Genomic DNA, 20643 nt, shown 5'->3' with positions numbered 1-20643 from the left:
AGATTCCTGTGGTATTGATGTGGCGGACGCTTAAGAAGCCACCGCGATCAGGTTGTCGGCGGTTTGCTTCTCTTCCTCGGTGGCGGGGCGAATCTGGCCGCGTTCCTGTACAAACACGATGTCTTTGTCGCCACCCTCGGCGTTTACAAAGCTGCGGAATTGCTTGACCTTGTCCTCGTTCTCAATGGTGGTTTTCCACTCGCACTGGTAGGTGTTAACGACCTGTTGCATTTCCGCTTCCAGTTCCGCGCAGATGCCAAGCGAGTCGTCAATGATGACCTTGCGGAGGTAGTCGAGGCCGCCCTCCAGGTTGTCCATCCACACCGAGGTTCGTTGCAGGCGGTCGGCGGTGCGGACGTAAAACATCAGGAAGCGGTCGATGTACTTGACCAGGGTTTCGGTGTCGATGTCCGAGGCAAACAGATCGGCGTGGCGGGGCTTCATGCCGCCGTTGCCGCACACATACAGGTTCCAGCCCTTCTCGGTGGCGATCACGCCCACGTCCTTGCTCTGGGCCTCAGCACATTCCCGAGTGCAACCGGATACGGCCATTTTCAGCTTGTGGGGGCTGCGCAGACCTTTGTAGCGGTTTTCCAGGTCGATAGCCTGCCCAACGCTGTCCTGCACGCCGTAGCGGCACCAGGTGGAGCCCACGCAGGATTTCACCGTGCGAAGAGACTTGCCGTAGGCGTGGCCGGATTCAAAGCCGGCGTCGATCAGTTCCTTCCAGATCAGTGGCAGCTGATCGACGGTGGCGCCGAACAGGTCCACCCGCTGGCCGCCAGTGATTTTGGTGTAGAGGTTGTATTTTTTGGCGACGGTGCCCACGGCGATCAGGCCATCCGGGGTGACTTCACCGCCCGCCATGCGGGGCACCACGGAGAACGTGCCGTTATTCTGCATATTGGCCAGGAAGCGATCGTTGGTGTCCTGCAGGCCGGCGTGCTCGGGCTGGAGAATATAGTCATTCCAGCAGGAGGCCAGAATTGAGGCAGCGGCAGGTTTGCAGATATCGCAGCCCAGACCGGTGCCGTGTTTTTCGAGCAGCTCATTAAAAGATTTGATCTGGCCAACCCGCACCAGGTGATAAATTTCCTGGCGGGTGTAGGGGAAGTGTTCACAAATATCGGTGTTCACTTCCACACCCAGCTTGGTGAGTTCGGCGTTGAGTACCTGGCCAACGAGCGCGGTACAGCCGCCACAGGTGGTTGCGGCCTTGGTGCAGGCTTTCAGGTCACCCACGGTTTGGGCACCGTCCTGAACGGCGGCGCAAATCTGGCCTTTGCTAACGTTATTACAGCTACAGATGGTGGCGGTGTCGGGCAGGGCGTCCACGCCCAGGCCAACGCTGGCGCTGCCGTCGAGCTGGGGCAGAATCATTGCCTCGGGGTGCTTGGGCAGGGTGATTTTGTTCAGGGCAAATTGGAGCAGGTTGCCATAGTCTTCGGCGTCGCCCACCAAGACGGCGCCCAGCAGGTGTTCGCCGGTTTCGCTGACCACGATCTTTTTGTAAACCTCGGCCTGCTCGTCAATGAAGGTGTAGCACTTGGCGCCGGGAGTGTTGGCGTGGGCGTCGCCAATGGAGGCTACGTCCACACCCATCAATTTCAGTTTGGTGCTCATGTCGGCGCCGGTAAAGGCCAGGCCTTGTACGCTGCCAATCACGTGGTCGGCGGCGGCCCGGGCCATATCCCAGCCGGGAGCAATCAGACCGTAAATGCGACCGCCCCAGAGGGCACACTCGCCAATGGCGTAAATGCTGGGGTCTGAGGTCTGGCAGTAGTCGTTGATGACAATGCCGCCGCGCTCGCCGATCTCCAGTTCGCTCTGGCGGGCCAGAGCGTCTTGCGGGCGAATACCGGCGGAGAAGACCAGGATGTCGGTCTCCAGCTCGCTGCCATCGGCAAAGTTCATTTTGTGAACGCAGCTTTCACCGTCGGAAATGTTCTGGGTGTTTTTCTGGGTGTGGACGGTTACACCCAGGTCTTCGATTTTGCGGCGCAGCAGGGCACCGCCGCCGTCGTCAACCTGTACCGCCATCAGGCGGGGGGCAAACTCCACCACATGGGTTTGCAGGCCCAGGTCTTTAATTGCCTTGGCGGCCTCGAGGCCGAGCAGACCGCCACCGACCACGGTGCCCACTTTGGCGTTGGCAGAGGCAGCGGTGATTGCTTCCAGATCTTCTATAGTTCGGTAAACGAAACAGTTTTGCCGGTCGTGGCCCGGTACCGGAGGGACGAAGGGGAACGAGCCGGTGGAGAGCACCATAATGTCGTACGGGTATTGCTCGCCTTGGTCGGTGCTGACGATTTTGTTCGCCCGATCGATGGCCACCGCCTTTTCGCCATTTTTCACGGTAATGTGGTTGGCCTCGTAAAAGCCCTCCTTCACCATATTGAGGGATTCGGCTTTGCGGGTTTCAAACCAGGCGGTGAGATGGACGCGATCGTAGGCCGGGCGGGGCTCTTCACCAATTACCGTGATGGCAAATTCCCCGGCCTTGCCGCTGTCGACGAGGGATTCAAGAAATTGGTGGCCGACCGGGCCGTTGCCGATAACCAGCAGGCGTGTGGGGTTTGTCATGGTGGTGGTCCTTTACTTCTGTTCGTCGGGGAAGGTTGCCCGACGAGGTAATTCATTCAGGGATTCGCTGATGAATGGGAAAGCAATACCTATGCCATGACTGATTTTTATATTTAAGCTATTGAAATATAAGTTAAAAAAATTAAATTGCCATATTTTGGGGCATTTATAAGGTGCGCCAAAATGGAATATTTGCGAAATGATGGGGCGCAATGATTTATTTTGGTGCTCTTCTGGGGCGCTGAGGAATGGAATGGCCGCCCTGAAATGACTCATAATGGTGCGTTATTTTTATTTAATTCATAGAAAACAAATAGATACGTTTGTTTTGAGGCGGTTTTCATGCTTGCTGGCACAGCAATTGCTCCGGGGTCTGCGTCGCTTTATCTGTTTTCGGAGTTTTCATGTCATCGTCTAATCTGAACCTGCTGGATATTAAGCAGGATAAAATCCGCCTGCTGCACCTGAGCTGGTTCGCCTTCTTTCTTACCTTTGTGGTGTGGTTCAACCATGCGCCCATGCTGGCTGCGATCAAAGAGGCCTTCGATCTCACCGGTCAGCAAGTTAAAGCCCTGATGATTCTCAACGTTGCGCTGACGATTCCGGCCCGGGTGATTATCGGGATGCTGGTCGATCGCCTGGGGCCCCGCATCGTTTTTAGTTCTTTGTTGGTGATTGGGGGCGGTATCTGCTGCGGCTTTGCCTTTGCCAATTCCTACGAAATGATCGCCATGATGCGCTTCTTTATGGGCTTCATTGGCGCCGGGTTTGTGATTGGCATTCGCTTGGTGGGCGAGTGGTTCCCCGCCAAGCAAGTTGGGCTGGCCGAGGGGGTATATGGTGGCTGGGGCAACTTTGGCTCGGCGGCTGCAGCGATGACGCTGCCCACTGTCGCGCTGATGTTTGGCGGTGAGGACGGCTGGCGCTATGCCATTGCCAGCACCGGTGTGATTGCGGCGCTCTACGGGGTGTTCTTTTACACTCGGGCGCGCAATACGCCTAAAGGGTCTACCTATTTCAAACCGAAAAAGTCGGGCGGGCTGGTGGTTAGTAGTCGGCGGGACCTCTACTTTTATATTGCCATGTGCGTGCCCATGTATTTGGCGCTGGCGGTGCTGACCTGGAAGCTGTCCCCATCCAACCTGGGTCTGTTGACCGGCGTGGCCGCTAATATTATCTATCTGGGCCTGGGTGCACTGTTTGTGTTTCAGGTCAGCCAGATTTTGCGGGTGAACAGCGATGTATTGAAAGGGATCCCGATGCCGGAGATGCAGCGCTTTAAATTCAAGCAGGTCGCAATTTTGAATGTGTCGTACTTTGTTACTTTTGGCTCCGAGCTGGCGGTGGTCTCCATGTTGCCCTTGTTCTTTATGGAGACCTTTGAGTTGAGTGCGGTGAAAGCGGGCTTGTTGGCTTCCGGCTTTGCCTTTATGAATCTGGTGGCGCGCCCTGGCGGTGGTTACCTGTCCGATAAGGTGGGTCGTCGCAAGTCCCTTACTATTTTGGTTGCTGGTCTGGCGGTGGGCTATATGGTGCTGAGCCAGGTCGATGCGGGCTGGCCGGTGTGGTTGGCGGTGATCGCAACCATGTGCTGCTCGTTCTTTGTTCAGGCGGGTGAAGGTGCGGTGTTTGCCATTGTGCCGCTGGTGAAACGCAGCATGACTGGGCAGATCGCCGGCATGACGGGTGCCTATGGTAATGTTGGTGCGGTGATCTTTCTGACTGTGCTGTCCTTTGTGGATGCCTCCCAGTTCTTTATGGTGATTGCGGCCTGCGCCGGGGTGGTCTTTATTGCAGTGCAATTTTTGGAAGAGCCCCAGGGCCATGTCGCCGAGCTGAACGACGATGGCAGTGTCGCCCTGGTGGAAGTGAGCTAAGGCCTTTGCCAATGGCTGGGAGCGCGTAATGTACCTGGATGCCGGGTTACGGTGTTCGGCGGCGCAACTGAGCACCGCCGGACGCAAGCCCATCAATGAGGACAGCCTCGGGATGCTGATTCCCGAAGGGCACACCGTGATTACCAAGGGGGTGGTCGCGGTGATTGCTGATGGGGTCTCTGCGGCAGAGGCGGGCAAAGAGGCGGCGGAAACCTGCGTTCGCGGGTTTTTGCAGGACTACTTCTCCACGCCGGATTCCTGGTCGGTCAAGCGCTCCGCTCATCAAGTCATTTCAGCCCTGAATCGCTGGTTGTACAGCCAAGGAAGTCATTTTGCCAAGGCGGAAAAGGGCTACATCTCCACCTTGAGCATTGCCATTGTCAAATCTCGCACTGCCCACCTGTTTCATGTGGGTGATAGTCGGATCTACCGCTTTCGCGGCGGCGTGTTGGAGCCGCTGAGTCGTGATCATGCGCGTCATATTGGTGAAAACCAGAGTTATCTGACCCGGGCCATGGGGCTGGATGTCAGTCTGGAAGTCGATTATCGCAGCGTTGATGTGGAGCAGGGCGACCTGTTTCTACTCAGCACCGATGGTCTGCACGGTGTGCTCAGTTCAACCGCCATTGCCGGGCTATTGGGCCAGGCTGGCGATAACCTGGATGCCTGCTGTGCGCGATTGGTCGATGCGGCGCTGGAGGCGGGTAGCGACGACAATATCAGTTGCCAGCTGTTACGGCTGGATGCGCTGCCGGGAGAGGACGCAGACGAGGTATATCGGCGCCTGACGGCCTTGCCATTTCCGCCGGAGTTGAGCGTTGGGGACCGGCTGGACGGCCTGGAGGTGATCGCGGAGATTCACGCCAGCGCCCGCAGCCAGATTTATAAAGTCAAAGACATCGCCAGCGGTCACCTGCTGGCGATGAAAACCCCCTCGGCTAATTTCCAGGACGATCCGGCCTATCTTGAACGCTTTGTCATGGAGAGTTGGATTGGCCGCCGGATTGCCAGCCCCCATGTGGTGGAGGTGGTGGAGCGGGAAGCCGCGCCTTCCTGCCTCTATTACCTGACCGAATACATAGACGGCCAGACCCTGGCGCAGTGGATTAAAACCCATCCTGATGCCTCGCCCCGGGAGGTGGTGGCCATCGCCGAGCAGGTGGCGCGGGGACTGTTGGCCATGCATCGCCGGGATACCTTGCATCAGGACATCAAGCCGGAAAATATACTGCTGCGCCCGGATGGCTCAGCCTGCATTATCGATTTCGGCTCCTGCTATGTTGCCGGGCTAGCGGAGATCTCGTCACCCATCCCCCGCGAATATTGCCTGGGTACTGCCCACTATTCGGCGCCGGAGCAGGTGCTGATGCGGCCGGTAACGGCCAGAGCGGACCAGTTTGCGCTGGCGGTGGTGGTCTTTGAGATGCTCACCGGTAAGCAGCCTTTCGCCGGTAAGCTGGCAGAGTGTGCCAGCGCGGTGGCATACCGACGTTTGCATTACGTTCCTGCCAGTCAGGTCAATCCTCATGTGCCCTTGTGGCTTGATGCCGCTCTGGAAAAGGGGATGAGCATCAGCCCGGAGCTACGCTACGCCGATGTGGCCGAATTTGTTCACGACCTGCGCTACCCTAACCCTGCTTTTTCCCTCCGTCGCAAGCAGCCTCTGGTGGCGCGAAACCCGCTACGCTTTTGGCAGGCTGTCTCGGCAGTGTTGTTTATTCTGCTGATGCTGAGTCTGTTTGACTGAAATCCGCCGTGCGGGTGGCCTTGTCGCCCGGTCTCTCCCCTTTGCCCTCCAAGCCAAATGGGTCCTTTTGGTGCAATGCCTGATCTTTCGGGGGAATTTGCTTGGGCGACATTGGTGCGGCGCCGCACTTGATCGGAAAAATCTGATAAAAGTCAAAAAAAATGCATGTTTTTTGGAGGTGCAAATCGGCCTGAATTTTTTGGTGCATGAAAAAAAGCTGCACTGAATGTTTCCAAAAACCACGCAATTACTCAAATTGATACCTATCGTATCGTCCTTGGCATAGCTATTGCTGAACTTATTGTGCCGGCACAAATAAGTGGCGTGCTGTGAGGCGCTCACTCTCGGGTGAGTAAAAACCACGGATGCTTTGCTTTCGAGTGAGGCCGCAGCACCCAAATTTACATTCAACATAGATGATCAAACCATTGTTTGGGTAGGAGCGGGAAATATGGAAAATCGAATTGGGCGTTGGGTAAAACCAATTGCCGCGGCAGTTGGTATGTCAGCAGGTTTTTGCGCTAATGCGGGTCTCTATAACGACGGCAAAGTGCTGGCGACAGGGGGCGTTAGTATGATTGATGGTGCCGGCGGTGGCGGGATTACACCCTGGGCGACAATCACGGGTTATGCAACGCGAGATGGTATAAACGGCGATGTTCACTATACCTATGCGCCGTTGGCCAACTACACCCTTCATTCGTTAGGTGCGGCGGTAGGCTTGTTTGACCGCTTTGAGCTGTCTTACGCCAAGAGCAACCTTACAACTGGCTCGACCTTCGACACGGTGGGCTTGGTGGTGGACACCTTGGGCGGCGTCACTGGCGGGTTGGGGGCACCGATTGAAACCGGTATTGAGCCCTTTAACACCACCATTGAAATGGATGTTTATGGTGCCAAGGTCAGAGTCTTCGGTGAGGCAATCTACGACTCGGATAATCTAATTCCACAAGTTGCTGTGGGCGCATTTTACAAAAAGAACAAAAATGAAGAACTGCTTAGAACCTTGAAGGCGGCCGAAAGCGATGGGTGGGAATACTACGTCTCAGCGACAAAAATCTTCTTTCCCATCAATACCCTGGTCAATATCACTGCACGGTATACGTCAGCGAACCAGACGGGCTTAGTCGGCTTTGGCGGGCCCGACGGCAACGACAAGGAGGTTCGGCCGGAAATATCCCTCGCCTATCTGCTGAAGAAGGACACGGTAATCGGCATGGAGTGGGCCCAGCACGGGGATAATCTCAGCGGAGAAAGCGTCGAGCTAGGGGGAATTGACGTCACCGAACTACAACCGACCCTCGAGGGCTTGGGGCTCGGAAATCTATCGGGCACGCTCACCCAAAACGAAAGTGACTGGTTTGATGCCTTCGTTGCTTACTTCCCCAATAAGAACCTGTCGATGACCTTCGCCTACGCCTGGCTCGGTGATATCACCATCACTCCGGACCAGCATGGCTTCTATCTGTCATTGCAGGCGAGCTACTAACTGGCAACCAGGACGACTTGAGGAATACACAATGAAGACATTTGCTAAGTATCTAATGTTTATTTCCCTGATGTTTGCCTGCGCCATGCCCTTGCAGGCACAGACCGGGAAAACAAAAACCCTGCCGCCGCTGGATGACGATGCACTGGAGCAGTGGGGCGGGAAAGAGGGTATCCGCAACTGGGTAGAGAGTCTTTTCTACTACATCATGTTGGATAACCGCATAAACCATATCTTCCGCGAGTTTGGCAACGTTGAGCGGCAGATATTTCTCAATACCCAGCTGGAGCAACTGGTGCTCGGTGGTGATGTGCAATATCAGGGGGCAAGTATGGCAGCTGCTCATGCTGATCTTGGTATCACTGTTACCCAGTTTAACGCCGTGGTTGAGGCGGCCTATAAGGCTTGTGAGCGCGTTGAGGTTACTTATGAAGCCTGCAATCAGCTGATTGCCGCGCTGGCACCATACGAGCGGGTGATTGTGACGCGCTAGTAGGGCGGTTCTCGCTGGCTCTGCAGTTTGCCCGCGCTGCGTGTACTGCAAAGCCAGTGAAGATCTCAGCACGGCGCCGATTCTCGAACCTTTCAGAAACGATTTAGACAGGTAGTGGTTGATATGTTGTCAAGTGATATAGCGGTAGCAGGCTGGCGCAAGAGCAGCAGCGACAAATATAGCGAGGCGGGGAAAATGTGTGGCGATATTACGCGAGGATTATTTGCGGTACTGGCAGCGATGTTGATGTGGTCTAGCGGCGCTGCTCAAGCCTTTGAACTTTACAAAACCTTTCAAACCCCGGAGGTGTTTCTAAAAGAGGTCTTCAATGGCCAGGTGCCGGCACCAAAGGTGTTGGAGTTATCTGCGAGCGACCAGGGGAAAGTAGCCCAGGCATTCAAGCGAAATTTTCCCCAGCAACGGCTCCGTTACTGGCAGGACGGCGACAGAAGTGTGTGGATCTTCGACGATATTGGCAAGGAGGGCTACGTGCCAACAACCTGCGGATTTGTGATCAGTAATCAGAGTGTGGAAGTGGCAAAGGTGCTTATCTACAGAGAGTCTCGTGGTGAGCAGGTGGCTGAACCGTCGTTTCTCCAGCAATTGTACGGTGCCAAGGCGACGCCATCAGGACTTGATGTCGAGGTGGACAATATCACCGGTGCAACCCTTTCGGTTCAGATGATGGAGCGAATGGCGTGGACGGCTATCGTGTTTGACAGTCTGATTCAGTGAAAAAATAACGATGAGAGTGAGGTTCTTTTATGGCTGATATAGACATTGCAGACGCTGGCAAAGACAAAGTTGTACTCGGGCAAACGGTCATGCGCAAAGCCTTATTGAAAAAGGTGCCTAAGCTGCGGGCGGTAGGGTCGTCGTCGAAGCCCGGCGGCGCAAAGAAAAACCTGACGATGGTGCTTCGACAGTGGCACCAGCGGGCCGGCTTGTTCGCCTTTCTGTTCATGGCCTGGCTCGGAATTAGTGGTGTGCTGCTGAACCAAAGTGCGTCCTGGGGCCTGGACGCGCTGCGGGTCAAGTCGGCCGCCGTTATGTCAATGTACGGGCTGTATCCCCGGGCGCCAGAGACGGGGTATGTGAATGCCAGCCACTGGTTGGTCAATACCACTGAGAATACGGTGGTGGATGGGCATTTGCTGGATCGACACATTCCCTCGCCAGTTGGCTTTTCTGCCCTGGGCGAAGATGCGTCGGCGCAGATTTTTGTTGCGACCAAAGACAAGCTCACGCTGGTGGATGCGAAGGGAAGTGTGATTGATGAGATCAGCGACTATATGTTGCCGGTGGCTGCAATCAACCAGATTGGCGTGTTGCCCGCCACGAGCGCAAGCGGTCAACGTGTTGTGGTAAAGGGCGAAAGCAGTTATGCCACCGGCGACGGCATGGTTTGGGAGGCCCTTGACTCGGATGTCGATGTGCAATGGTCTGTGTTGACCGATTTGAGTGAGGAGATCAAAGCCAAGGTTTTGCCCTTTGCGCGGCCAACGGTGGCATTGGAACAGCTGCTGATTGATATGCACAGTGGCCGCTTTTTTGGCCGATTTGGGCCATGGGTGATTAACACCGTTGGCATTCTGTGTGTATGGCTGTCAATCAGCGGCATTTGGATGATGTGGCGCAGTAATCGGCGCCGCCGGAAATGAAATATGCGGCTGAGGCAGCGCGTTTGTTTAATCCTAAGCGGCGCGGTTGGATCGCTCTGTCACGACTTGAGGAGGTTGCCAATGAAATCAAAGGATGAAGGACTGCCTGGCCGCCGGCGGAATAGTGCGGTTGCCATGAGCGGCCTGCTCGGAATCGTGCTGATGGAGCGAGTGCTGCCTTTTGCTGCGATGTTGCTGCTGGCATGGCTGAGTGTGAGTGTGGCGTTGAGTGATCCTGTGGATGAACGCGGCGCTGTGGGTGACGGTGACCTGGAAGCTCGGGCGCTGCAGGTGGACAAGGCGGTGCGGCAAGCGCTGGAAACGGAAATTCGCGATCTGGGCCTGGTTAATTTACTGGTGGCCGACCGGGCTGCAAAGCTGGATCTGCAGTCTGTGTCCATTCTGGTAGATGAATCCTCGTCGCCTCTGTCATACAACTACAGTCTGTTCGAAACCGATGCCCTTAACCAATCAGCACGCCATCATATTGCGGTATTGTCGCTGTCGCCGGGTCGTCATCGTATTCGTGCAACGCTGGTCGGGGTGGCAGGGCGAGGCGGTCAGGAGCGGATTCCCGTTCGAGTGGACGCCTATGTGGATGTTCTCGAGGGGCAGCAGGACGTCGCAGTGGTCTTGGAAGATGACAGCCAATTTGGCTTGTTCTACAAGACCGAGGTCAAGGTGGTCAGCGTCACGGGCAATGCCCACTGGGCTGATTCCGCCCATTTTTGGCAGGCCTCCGGCCGGCGCTTTGCCTATCTGTCCGATGCGGCGTATGTCGGGCTTGAGCGCGACACTGGGATCGCGCCCCAGGTCCCCGCTGATGAAGCATGGTTTGACCAATTCAACGGCGCGTTGGCGTCCCTCTCCCAGGGGCGGTCTGAGCCGCTCGAGCAACTCTTGCGTGCAGAGGTAGCTGACGAGGGGCAGCGCATTCTGCGTGATCAAGGGCACTTGCTGCTCGGGTCGTACTTTCTTGACCGGGGTGATCACCGCAAAGCCGCAGACTATTACAGTGAAGTGCGGCGACATGGCCCCTATGCCAGTCAGGCGTTGATCGGGTTGGGCTGGGCAATGTTGAACCCGGTTGATGATGCCGGTGCCGGGCTGACCGAAAATCCCTACAACGGCAGTCCCCAAGCGGGCTTTATGTGGTCTGATTCCGAAGATTTTATCGCCTGGGCTCGGCGCCAATCTCCCTTTCGAAATGCCTGGGCGGTGGTGCCCGCCCGCAAGCGGGGTGAAGTTATTGAGGCTATGGCCCCCTGGATGGAGCTGGTGGCCGGTGATCCCTACGACCCAGCTGTTCAGGAAGCGATGTTGATCGTGCCCTATACCCTGCTGCACTTGGGCGCTGCCGAGCAGGCGTTGAAGCGCTATCACCAGGCGGGAAGGCAATTGCGTGAAACCGTATTGGCACTGCGCCAGTCAATTGAGCGCGTGGAGCAGGGCAAAATGACGGAAGAGCTCCACGCGTTGTTAGTGCGCAGCGACAGCGGCTGGGGGCAGTGGTTGTGCGGTGTTGATGAGGCGGCGCCAGAGGCCTATATCGTGCGAATGCTGGAGGCGCCGGATTTTTTGGTTGCGGCAGATAAACTGCGCAATCTGATTGATACCAAAAAGGTGCTGATGCTGCGTCGCAGCCAGGCCCGGCTGGCATTGACTGCTGATGTTTCCGATCCGCTGGTCGGCGAGATTGACCGGCTGCTGGTGGAGTTGGATGGCCGTTTTGAAGCGCAAGCCGGCCTGGCAGAGAATGCGGCGCTAGGGTATTTGCAAAGGGAGTTGGCGCGTACCGAGGCCTATCTGGCGGAGGCCCATTTTGCCCTAGCCCGGCTGGCTGAAAAGCGCTTCGGGAATTTCAGCGAGGTGGTGCTGTGAGAAGCCCCGCCGCAGCGGGCCAGGGCAGTGTGGCGCCGATGCTGTTGGCGCTGCCTCTCGTTACGGCGTTGGTGGCTTGTCAGAGCGCAGGCACGTCGCCGCAATTACAAACGGTTGGGGAGTTAATTGGCGGAAACGGCCAGCGTCCGGAGCGCCTGGGAATCTCTCTCGCTCCAAGCTCCCTTGCCGAGGAGGGCGACGATGCCGCGGCCTTGCGCAGCGCCCTTGAGCACTATGACCAGATTGCGGGGATGGCCGCCAGGAGTGAAGTGCAAGCAGAAGCCCTGCGGCGGGCCGCAGACCTGCGGGTAGACGCGGTGGCCTCGGGTTTACTTGGGCCGGATCAGTTGCAGCCGGCCCTGGCCAATTACCAGCGTTTACTGGCGGCTTTCCCTCACTACCCCAGCCGCACTCAAGTGCTTTATCAGCGGGCCCGGGCGGAGGCGATGCAGGGTGATGACAGCGCGGCGATTGCCAGCCTGGAGCAACTTGCCGCCGATTATCCCGATAGCCCGCTCGCCGTGAAAGCCCAGTTTCGGGCAGCAGAAATGTGGTTGAGATTGAAGAATTTCGCGGCTGCAGAGCGCGCTTACAGTGCACTTCTTGCCCTGCCCTCGGCGGGTCAGGATTACCGCATTTACGGGCACTACAAACGCGCTTGGGCTCGCTATCAGTTGGATCAGTTTTCACAGGCCTTGGTAGACCTTAATGCGGTTCTGTTGTCGCAGCCGGTCATCAGCGACCCTTCTCCCGGTCTGCCCCCCTACCTGGCGACGGACAACCGTCAGGGAACTGTTGAGGATGCCACGCGTTTGGCGGTGCTGTGCCTGGCAGCCAGCGACAGGGCACAACTGGATATTTTCCTACCCCCTGAGGGCGATCAGGCGATTGCGCTGACAATCTACCAGCGCCTGGTCGAGCGCTTGCTGGAAACCCAGCGGATAACCGATGCCGCTCTCGTGGCGCTGCACTATGCGGCATCGCGACCTGATTCGCCTGCCGCGCCTGCCTTTCACCGCCAGGCCATTGGCGCCTACCTGAATGGAGGTTTGATGGCCCAGGCGACCGCCCAGAAAGCGGTCTTTATTCAACGCTATGATCCCGGCAATCCCCTGCTTCCTGCTGCTGCGCCGGCGCAACCGGTGGTATTGGCGCCGGGTGTGGAGGTGTCGGTTTTAATGGCCTATATGCTCGATGTTGCTGGCTATCATCACCAGCAATTCCGTCAGGGGCGGACCGGGACCCTTGACGTTGCTACCGCGATGTATCAGCGCTGGCTGGCCCGCTTTCCTGGCAGTGAGGCCAGGGGCGATGTTCGCCGGGCCCTCGCCGAGACCTACTATGATGGCGGCCGCTTTAAACTTGCCGCTGTCGAATACGAGTTGCTTGCTTATAGTGATACGCCCTATGCCAACAAGGGTGATGCCGGTCTAGCGGCGATCCAGTCCCAATTGCAGGCGCTTGATGCGCTGGTAGCGAGCCCGGCCCCGGTGCGGCGAGTGGCGGTCCAGCGGTTGGCAGCTCTGAGTCAGCGCTTTGTTGCCGCCTATCCCCGGCGAGAGGAGGGCGGTATTGCGCTGCTGCAGGCGGCGGGCTTGCTGTTTGAATCTGGAGATTTCCCCGGGGTGCTTGCCCTGGTGAGCGAAGTTGAACAGGGCGCTGTCCCCCTGAGTCCGCGACAGCATTATCAAGGCCAACTATTGAAGGCTGACGCGTTGTTTCAACTGGGTCGTTACCGTGAAGCCGAGCCCCTGTTTCGGAACTTGCTGGCGGGCTCGGAGCTGGCTGGTAAGGATCGCTCCGGCGTGGTCTCCCGGTTGGCGATCATCGTTTATCAACGGGTAGATACCTTGCGTGACGCAGGCCAACTTGAACCGGCAGCGACGGCGCTGGAGTCGATGCTGGCACTACCCCTCTCAGCTAGCGTAAAGCAGCGGGCCTTGTTCGACGCTGCGGTGTTACGCGATCAATTGGGGCAATGGCCGGCGAGTCTCCACTGGCTTGAAGTGTTGGTCGAGCAGTTTCCGGAAGAGAGAAAGCTAGCCGAGGTAGATGTGATGCTAGCACGGGGCTATAGCAAGATGGGCAAGCCCGGTGCGGCAGCGCAGGCATATCGCCGCCTGGCTGCCAACACGAGCCAGCAACTGGTTGATCGGGAGAGTGCGCGCTTGCAAGCGGCCCAATGGTTCCAGCGGGCCGGTCAGCCCGGTCAGGCCCTTGTTGATTACCGCCGATATTTGGAGACCGGCCGCCCCGACGCAGAGGCGGCTCAACGCGTTCGTTGGCATGTTGTCGGGCTGTTACCCCCACATAGTTCTGAGCGACAGCGGTATCTCAAAGAGATTGTTGCGGCGGATGAGATCGGGACCGGGTCGCCGGACACCAGTCGACTGATTGCCGCCCAGGCCCATTTGCAGCTGGCCCAGGAGGTCGCCAGCCGGGGTCGCCAGATTGCTCTGGTAGCGCCCCTGGCCACGTCGCTGGCAACCAAGGGACGGCTGCTGGAGCAGGCTGCCCAGGGTTTTCATCGCGCGGCGGAGTATGGTTATGCGGACGTATCCAGTATTGCCCTGAATGAGCTCGGCTTGCTGTATCGGGATTTCGCCCATGCCATTCTCGCGTCCCAGCGTCCCTCCGATCTGACGGGGGAGGTGTTGGGGGAATATCTGCAATTGCTTGAGCAAGAGGCCTCCCCCTTTGAAGAGAGGGCAATTTCTGCCTTTGAACACAACTTGGGGCATGTCCGTCAGGGGTTGTGGAATGACGCGCTGCAACAAAGTCTTGCCGCGCTCGAGGTGATGTTGCCCGGCCGCTATGCCAAGCAGGTGCGCCTGGCGGGGAGCTACGATGATTTGCGCTAGGTTTCTGGCCGTGTTGCTGGTGTTGCTCGCAGTTGGTTGCGCCAGTGGCCCCGGTGGTGACCGGGGGCGTCCGGCGCCCGAGGCGATGCCAAAGGCTGCCTTTGCGCGGGCGCTGGGCTTGATGGATCAGGGAGAGCTCGCCGCCGCCGAAGCTGCCTTTAGGTCTCTCGCCCAGCGTTATCCTCACTATTCAGGCCCCTGGACCAATCTGGGCATTCTTGCCGCCGGGCGGGGCGATCATTCATTGGCGGAGGGCCTGCTTGCCGCGGCGTTAAAAGCCAACCCCAGCAATGCGGTGGCCACCGCAGCCTTGGCGACGCTGCGTTATCAACGGGGGGAGGTGACCGCGGCGCTGGGCCTCTACCAACAGGCTCTGGCGCTGCGCCCGGCCTATGCTGAGGCCCATTTGAATCTGGCAGTGCTCTACGACAAAGCCCTTCATCAACCGGCTTCGGCGTTGCGGCATTATCGCCGCTACCAGCAACTCAGCGGCGGCGAGGACTTGCTGGTCGCTGCGTGGATTCTCGACTTGGAAAATGCAGATTCAAAAACCCACTACAAGGTAGTACGCAAATGAAACGACGGTATTTGAGTGCGCTGTTATTGCTGTGGCCGCTGTCGGGCGCGGCGGTGGAGGAGGTCAGTTTGGCCACACGGATTTATGGCGACAATGAGTCGGCGGCCGGGCTCTTTCTTATGCCTTGGCAGAGCGGAGAGGGCAGTGATGTTGATCGACCTCCCCGGTTGTTGGCCGGCAAGCCCGAGGTGCTGGACCCGCAAAGTTTTCAGCGCTACGTCGAGTGGTATGAAGCCCAGCAGGCCTATCGCCGCTGGCGGTTGCAGCGGAACAACTGGTAGTTGGCACCATGTTTATTGATCGAGGGGAGGCGTAGGGGAATGGAGCTCACAGTGCGAGCGGCAACTTTTTTTAATGAGGGTGGGCTGTTTATGTACCCCATTGCGGCGGTGTTGATACTGACCTTGGCAATTGCGCTGGAGCGCTTTGTATTTCTGACGGTGTCTCTTCATCGCAATCGCTGCCTCTGGAAAAAGCTGGAGCCTTTGCTGAAAGGGGCCAACCTCGGCGAGGCAGAGCAGTTGCTGAAAAGCTCCCGGGCCACCATCGCGGTGGTGCTGTTAGGCACGCTGCAGCAGTCCCGCAGCTCTGGGCATTTCAGCGATATGGAAACCGTGGCCGAGCAACAGCTATTTGAAATTCTTCCGGGGGTGGAGCGGCGCACTTCCTATCTCGCGACATTCTCAAATGTGGCGACGCTGCTGGGATTGCTGGGCACGGTGTTCGGGCTGATTGGTGCCTTCGGTGCGCTGGGTAACGCCGACCCGATGGAAAAGGCGAATCTGCTGTCAGCCGGTATCTCTGAGGCAATGAGCTGTACCGCCTTTGGCTTGATGGTGGCGATACCGGCGCTGCTGCTGCATGCCTATCTGCAAAATCAGACCCTCAGCCTGATTGATGCCATGGAAAACGCCAGTGCTCGCTTCGTTCGCTGGCTGCGGCGCCCGGCCGCAGTGGTCGCGGCTTAGGACTTGAAGTGGTGGTTGGTCTGCGGGGAGGCGAAAAAGGCAGCGGACGACGGCGGGGACGCGGTGCGACCCCGTGGGCGCGACCCCACCTCAATATCGTTTCGCTGATAGATGTGTTTGCGGTGCTTGTGTTCTTTTTGCTCTCTGGCGCCTCGATCACTGCCGCCAAAGTACAAACGATACCAGCGCAACTTGCCGGGGTTGGCGAACGGGATGAGGCGCAAGCACAGCCCGAGCTGCCGATATTGGAGTTGCGCTTGGACGCGACCTCAGTGGTGGTAGACGACGGCAGTGGGTCGCACCGCCTTTCTCGGCCAAGCGAGGTTGACCTGGGAGAAGACGCGCTGCTCAAGGCGCAATTACGCGCTTTGCTGGAGGAGTTGAAAGCGCGGCATCCGGATTTGAATCGAGCCACGCTGGCGGTAGCTGACCGGGTGAAATATGCCGATGTTGTGGCATTGATGGCGCTCTTGCGCGCTCCAACGCCGGGTGGCGGCGCTCTGTTTCCGGCGATCGCCCTCGCCGGGTTGCCTGCACAAGCGAGCGGGGGAGGCGATTAATGGCCGCATTGACAACACGTAAGGGGCGGCGTGCCCGCAACCGGCCCGACCAAGGCGAGATCAATGTGGTGTCGCTGATCGATATCTTCGCCATTCTGGTTTTCTATTTGTTGGTGAACGCATTGGTGGTGGAGGTGATACCCCGGTATCAAGATATCACTTTGCCGAGGGCAGAAGCCTCGAGGCCTCCCGAGCGGAAGCGGGTGTTGGCCGTCGGGCGGGATTGGATTCTGGTGGATGACCAGCCTCTGATAACCAGGCAGGCTCTGGACAGGGAGGAGGCGGGGAGTGACGCCGCCATTCCCGCGTTGGTTGCGGCCTTGTCGGGGACGGACGCTTCTGCAGAAGGCGCGGGGGTGGCCCAAACCTGGAATATTGTGGCGGATCGGGAAATCCCCTATGGGTTGTTGAAGCGAATTTTGGCCAGCTGCGCCGAGGCAGGGGTTGCCGGGGTTTTGCTGGCGGTGGAGTCGCCGGGGAGCCAGGGATGAGCGAGGCCGTTTATTGGGGGCGATTTGGTGGTGACCCCTGGCATTTGCAAGCCCGGGGGGATCGGGCTTTCCGCAGCTGGCTCTTGCTGCTGGTCCTGCTGGCCACCGGGTTGGCTTATTGGGCTCAGCGCCTGCCGCCCCTGCCCGTGGCCCGCCAGAATGTAGCGGAAGCTCCTCCGCCCCTTGCCTTGTCCTTGGTGACAGCCCCTGCCGAGGTGAAGCCCCAAGCCGTCATGACCCAAGCCGCTATGTCCCAAGTCAGGATGTCACAAGTCAGGATGTCACAAGTCAGGATGCCCAAGGCGCCGCCGAAGCCTGCAGCATCCGCAGCACCGGCTGCCCGGCCTGAGCCTGGCTCGCAAATCGCTCCCGGCAATGCCGCAGCGGCCTCTCCACCAAGCAGGCCGGAGGCTGCCCAACACCGTGATTCGGCGCCAGGAACGGCGGGCCTACTGGCATTGAAGTCTGAGCTCAGGGCCTTGCACGGCAGTGCCTTGCCACGGGTGGGTGAGTTGGCTAGCAGCGGGGCTGCCCCAGCGAAGGCTACCGATCCAGACAGCGGTGGATCGCCCCCGTCTATGTACCGGGGCAGTGGTGACGTGGTTGCAGAGGCGGGCGCGCTGGTCGGCAAGGCGCTGGGGCAGCTGGAGTCACCGGTCCGCCGCGAGGAGCGCGTCCCGGGGCAAGGTTTGTCTGCGGCGGTGAATGTGGCGGATCGCGGCGCCGCCTCGTCCTTGCCCGGGCGTACCCTGGAAGAAATTCAGCTCGCCTTCGAGGCGCAAAAGTTGGCCTTTTTCGCCCTGTTTCGCCGGGCAACCCGTGATGGTGGGTTGCCCGGCGGTGGCGCGGTGGTGGTTAGTCTGACCGTGTCCCCCCGGGGGCAGGTGACTGACTGCCGGATCGTGTCATCGAGTATTCGCGACCCCCAGGTGCTGGCGCAATTATTGGAGCAAGTCCGGGGCCTGCGTTTTGAGAGTAAGAATGTGCCGGTGTTTACCTACTCGGCCTACCCCATCACGTTTATTCCTTCATAAACACCCTACGGAGTGCCTATGACCCTTGCTAAGACCTTGCTTCCTCCTCGCCTTCTGCCATTGATCTGCATGCTGGTGCCGCTGTGGTCGTCTGCCGCTGAGCCGCCAGTCGCGCCGGATTCCGGAGCGGACAGTGATCAACAAGTTGTCCGAATTGTCGATTTTATGCGATTTGAGCCGGTTGAAATCACGATTCGGGCGGGGCAAACCGTCACCTGGATTAACCAGGACGGGTCCAATCACAAGATTCAGTTTACCGATAGCACCAGCCCGCGCCTTCGTCACGATGCTCAGTACAGCAAGCAATTTACAACGCCCGGCAGCTACGACTACCTGTGCGCTATTCACGGCGACAAAATGTCGGGCAAGGTCATTGTTCAGTAGCCCCCTTCCCACAATGTCAGTTAGATAGCTCGGCCCCCATCCTCGCCTTCACCCATCGCTTCGGGGGTCGAGCTTTTTTATTCTTTATGACGACAAGATGATATTGCGCCGGCCGACGGCGTGATGTGATCACTGGTGTCTTCCCTCCTGATATATCTGTTTTGGTGCACTCATTGTCAGTGCTTATTTCGCGTTCGCATCATTCTGGTGCGAAAAACCACCTGTAACGAAAACCGAGTCAATTGAGTGACGAAAACGGCATGGCCTAAATACATGCATTTTCAGTGCATTAATTAAATTATTAATGCATTTTGTGTGCATGTTTGGTGGTGATCGCGATTGTTAAAGGCAAGTTTCAGCGCTGGCATAGCGTTTGCTGAATACCGCTCGAATGGGTCGTTGGAGACCGGCCTCGTTCAAGCTGTTGTGGCGGCAAAAAGAGAGAAGCGATGGCAGGTCGACTACCTGCTGCGGATGTTTTTGGGTGTGTTTCTGCCTTTTTGTACAAGTAATTCAATAGCTTGCATTTCTGCATGGTTTGAGTGAGTGGCTCGCTCTTGGGGGAGCCCGCGGTGCCGAAGCGGTTCGTTAGGGCCTTATGCGGTACTTGGGTCGAGCGGTGGCAAGGGCTCGCGAGAACGTGAAGTAAATGAAAGCACGACACCTATTTTTTTATTGATCGATGGTATTTAGGAGAGGTTTCCAATGAGTAAGTTACCCACAAAATTGATTTCAGCGTCCTGCGTTGCCCTGGCGGCAATGTCCAGCTCCAACCTGATGGCTGATGCCATTGCCGATGCCATTACCGGTGGCAAGGCCTATGGTGATCTTCGTCTGCGTTACGAAACGGTTGATCAGGATACCGATGCTGTGGATGAGGCCGAAGCGCTGACGCTGCGTACGATGATTGGCTACACCACGGGCAGTGTGGAGGGCTTTTCTGCCACGATAGAAGTAGAAGACAGCCGCATCGTTGCTGGTGGCGACGCCTACTCGGTGCCGCCCACTGGCTTTAACACCGGTGAGTACTCCGTTATCGCCGATCCAGAAACAACAGAGCTGGATCAGGGCTTCATTCAGTACAAAAACGGCATCGTAACGGCTAAATTTGGTCGTCAGGTGTTGACCTATGATGGCCACCGCTTTGTTGGTCATGTGGGCTGGCGCCAGGATCGCCAAACCTTTGATGGTTTGACTCTGGCGGTCACTCCGACCAAAGAGCTGGCGATCAACTACGCCTACATCACTCAGCGCAATCGTATTTTTGCCGAGGCAGCAGATCAGGATTCCAAAGATCATTTTATCAACGTGGCTTACACCACGCCTGTAGGTACCCTGGTGGGATATTCCTACATGTTGGAGAATGACTTCACCGGTAACGATGCCACTCTGGATACTTACGGTGCCAGCTTCACTGGGTCAGCTGGCGGCGACGTGAAGTTTCTCTATGCGGCTGAATTCGCTACCCAAACCTTTGAATCGGGCAGTACTGAGTACGATGCTGACTATATGATGTTGGAAGGCGGTGTGGCGGTCTCCGGTATTACCGTTAAATTGGGGTATGAAGTGTTGGGCTCAGACGACGGTATGTATGGTTTCGGCACGCCCTTGGCCACGTTGCACAAGTTTAACGGTTGGGCAGATATGTTCATCGTTCCGACAGAGCCTTCAAACTCCCCAGATGGCGGTCTCGTCGATACCTATCTTTCTATTGGTGGTAGTCTCGCTGGCGGTAGCTGGGCCGTGGTTTATCACGACTTTAGCGCTGACGATGACAGCACTGGTCCCGATGCCTATGGTGACGAAATCGATCTGGTCTACAGCAAGAAGTTCGGTATCTATAATGCGGGTATCAAGTACTCCGCTTACTCAGCCGATGAATATGCCGTTGACACCGACAAACTGTGGTTGTGGGTGGGCCTGAGCTTCTAACGACCGCGCCCAACGCTGTTGTGACGATCGCGCGGTTTTGTCCATAGAGATAGCACAACGGCGGTGATAACATGCCACACAGTTAAAACTGTGTGGCTTTTTCAT

The 20643-nt window shown here is 57.5% G+C and carries 18 protein-coding genes; 16 read left to right on the top strand and 2 right to left on the bottom strand.

The annotated features are described in order from the left end of the window. Nucleotides 1-30: 30 nt before the first annotated feature. On the bottom strand, nt 31-2583 hold the full coding sequence (gene nirB / locus NCG89_RS06390) for a nitrite reductase large subunit NirB (RefSeq protein ID WP_251088928.1): 2553 nt from the start codon (nt 2581-2583) through the stop codon (nt 31-33). A gap of 404 nt (nt 2584-2987) precedes the next feature. Between nirB and NCG89_RS06385 the strand changes: the two genes are divergently transcribed. Then, the gene (locus NCG89_RS06385) at nt 2988-4460 is read left to right on the top strand and encodes a NarK family nitrate/nitrite MFS transporter (RefSeq protein WP_251088927.1); all 1473 of its coding nucleotides are present in this window, start codon (nt 2988-2990) and stop codon (nt 4458-4460) included. A 28-nt stretch (nt 4461-4488) separates the two neighbouring features. Continuing rightward, nucleotides 4489-6207 (top strand): bifunctional protein-serine/threonine kinase/phosphatase, encoded by a 1719-nt coding sequence (locus NCG89_RS06380; protein WP_251088926.1) that lies wholly within the window; start codon nt 4489-4491, stop codon nt 6205-6207. On the opposite strand, the gene NCG89_RS06375 is transcribed toward NCG89_RS06380, so the two are convergent. Beyond that, nucleotides 6176-6430, bottom strand: coding sequence for a hypothetical protein (locus NCG89_RS06375; protein WP_251088925.1), 255 nt, complete (start codon nt 6428-6430; stop codon nt 6176-6178). The two genes, NCG89_RS06380 and NCG89_RS06375, sit on opposite strands and share 32 nt — an antisense overlap. 228 nt (nt 6431-6658) lie before the next feature. Between NCG89_RS06375 and NCG89_RS06370 the strand changes: the two genes are divergently transcribed. The 14 genes from NCG89_RS06370 to NCG89_RS06305 all read left to right on the top strand — a co-directional run bounded on the left by NCG89_RS06370 (nt 6659) and on the right by NCG89_RS06305 (nt 20538). After that, nucleotides 6659-7696 (top strand): DUF3034 family protein, encoded by a 1038-nt coding sequence (locus tag NCG89_RS06370; protein WP_251088924.1) that lies wholly within the window; start codon nt 6659-6661, stop codon nt 7694-7696. A gap of 31 nt (nt 7697-7727) precedes the next feature. Beyond that, nucleotides 7728-8189 carry a group I truncated hemoglobin gene (locus NCG89_RS06365; protein WP_251088923.1) on the top strand — a complete coding sequence of 154 codons (462 nt, stop codon included), beginning with the start codon at nt 7728-7730 and terminating at the stop codon, nt 8187-8189. A gap of 123 nt (nt 8190-8312) precedes the next feature. Further along, nucleotides 8313-8924 carry an FMN-binding protein gene (locus tag NCG89_RS06360; RefSeq protein ID WP_251089353.1) on the top strand — a complete coding sequence of 204 codons (612 nt, stop codon included), beginning with the start codon at nt 8313-8315 and terminating at the stop codon, nt 8922-8924. A gap of 29 nt (nt 8925-8953) precedes the next feature. Beyond that, a complete protein-coding gene (locus NCG89_RS06355) occupies nt 8954-9850 on the top strand; it encodes a PepSY domain-containing protein (protein ID WP_251088922.1) in 897 nt (298 codons plus the stop codon). A gap of 81 nt (nt 9851-9931) precedes the next feature. After that, nucleotides 9932-11731 carry a hypothetical protein gene (locus NCG89_RS06350; protein ID WP_251088921.1) on the top strand — a complete coding sequence of 600 codons (1800 nt, stop codon included), beginning with the start codon at nt 9932-9934 and terminating at the stop codon, nt 11729-11731. Further along, nucleotides 11728-14592, top strand: coding sequence for a tetratricopeptide repeat protein (locus tag NCG89_RS06345; protein WP_251088920.1), 2865 nt, complete (start codon nt 11728-11730; stop codon nt 14590-14592). Before NCG89_RS06350 ends, NCG89_RS06345 begins: the two co-directional genes overlap by 4 nt. Next, entirely contained in the window at nt 14579-15169 is a 591-nt protein-coding gene (locus NCG89_RS06340) for a tetratricopeptide repeat protein (protein WP_251088919.1), read from the top strand. Before NCG89_RS06345 ends, NCG89_RS06340 begins: the two co-directional genes overlap by 14 nt. Continuing rightward, on the top strand, nt 15166-15450 hold the full coding sequence (locus NCG89_RS06335) for a hypothetical protein (RefSeq protein WP_251088918.1): 285 nt from the start codon (nt 15166-15168) through the stop codon (nt 15448-15450). The genes NCG89_RS06340 and NCG89_RS06335 overlap by 4 nt, the downstream gene beginning before the upstream one ends. 39 nt (nt 15451-15489) lie before the next feature. Continuing rightward, nucleotides 15490-16137, top strand: coding sequence for a MotA/TolQ/ExbB proton channel family protein (locus NCG89_RS06330; RefSeq protein ID WP_251088917.1), 648 nt, complete (start codon nt 15490-15492; stop codon nt 16135-16137). 8 nt (nt 16138-16145) lie between these two features. Then, a complete protein-coding gene (locus tag NCG89_RS06325) occupies nt 16146-16697 on the top strand; it encodes an ExbD/TolR family protein (RefSeq protein ID WP_251088916.1) in 552 nt (183 codons plus the stop codon). After that, nucleotides 16697-17188 (top strand): ExbD/TolR family protein, encoded by a 492-nt coding sequence (locus NCG89_RS06320; protein WP_251088915.1) that lies wholly within the window; start codon nt 16697-16699, stop codon nt 17186-17188. Before NCG89_RS06325 ends, NCG89_RS06320 begins: the two co-directional genes overlap by 1 nt. Next, the gene (locus NCG89_RS06315) at nt 17185-18222 is read left to right on the top strand and encodes a hypothetical protein (RefSeq protein WP_251088914.1); all 1038 of its coding nucleotides are present in this window, start codon (nt 17185-17187) and stop codon (nt 18220-18222) included. The genes NCG89_RS06320 and NCG89_RS06315 overlap by 4 nt, the downstream gene beginning before the upstream one ends. 18 nt (nt 18223-18240) lie before the next feature. Continuing rightward, complete coding sequence (locus NCG89_RS06310; RefSeq protein WP_251088913.1) at nt 18241-18606, top strand: plastocyanin/azurin family copper-binding protein; 366 nt, start codon at nt 18241-18243, stop codon at nt 18604-18606. Nucleotides 18607-19311: 705 nt separating this feature from the next. Further along, the gene (locus NCG89_RS06305) at nt 19312-20538 is read left to right on the top strand and encodes an alginate export family protein (RefSeq protein ID WP_251088912.1); all 1227 of its coding nucleotides are present in this window, start codon (nt 19312-19314) and stop codon (nt 20536-20538) included. Nucleotides 20539-20643: the final 105 nt, after the last annotated feature.

It is taken from the genome of Spongiibacter taiwanensis (assembly GCF_023702635.1).
Taxonomy (GTDB): Bacteria; Pseudomonadota; Gammaproteobacteria; order Pseudomonadales; family Spongiibacteraceae; genus Spongiibacter; species Spongiibacter taiwanensis.
Note: the sequence above shows the minus strand (reverse complement) of the source record. Positions and strands in the feature narration are given on the sequence as shown.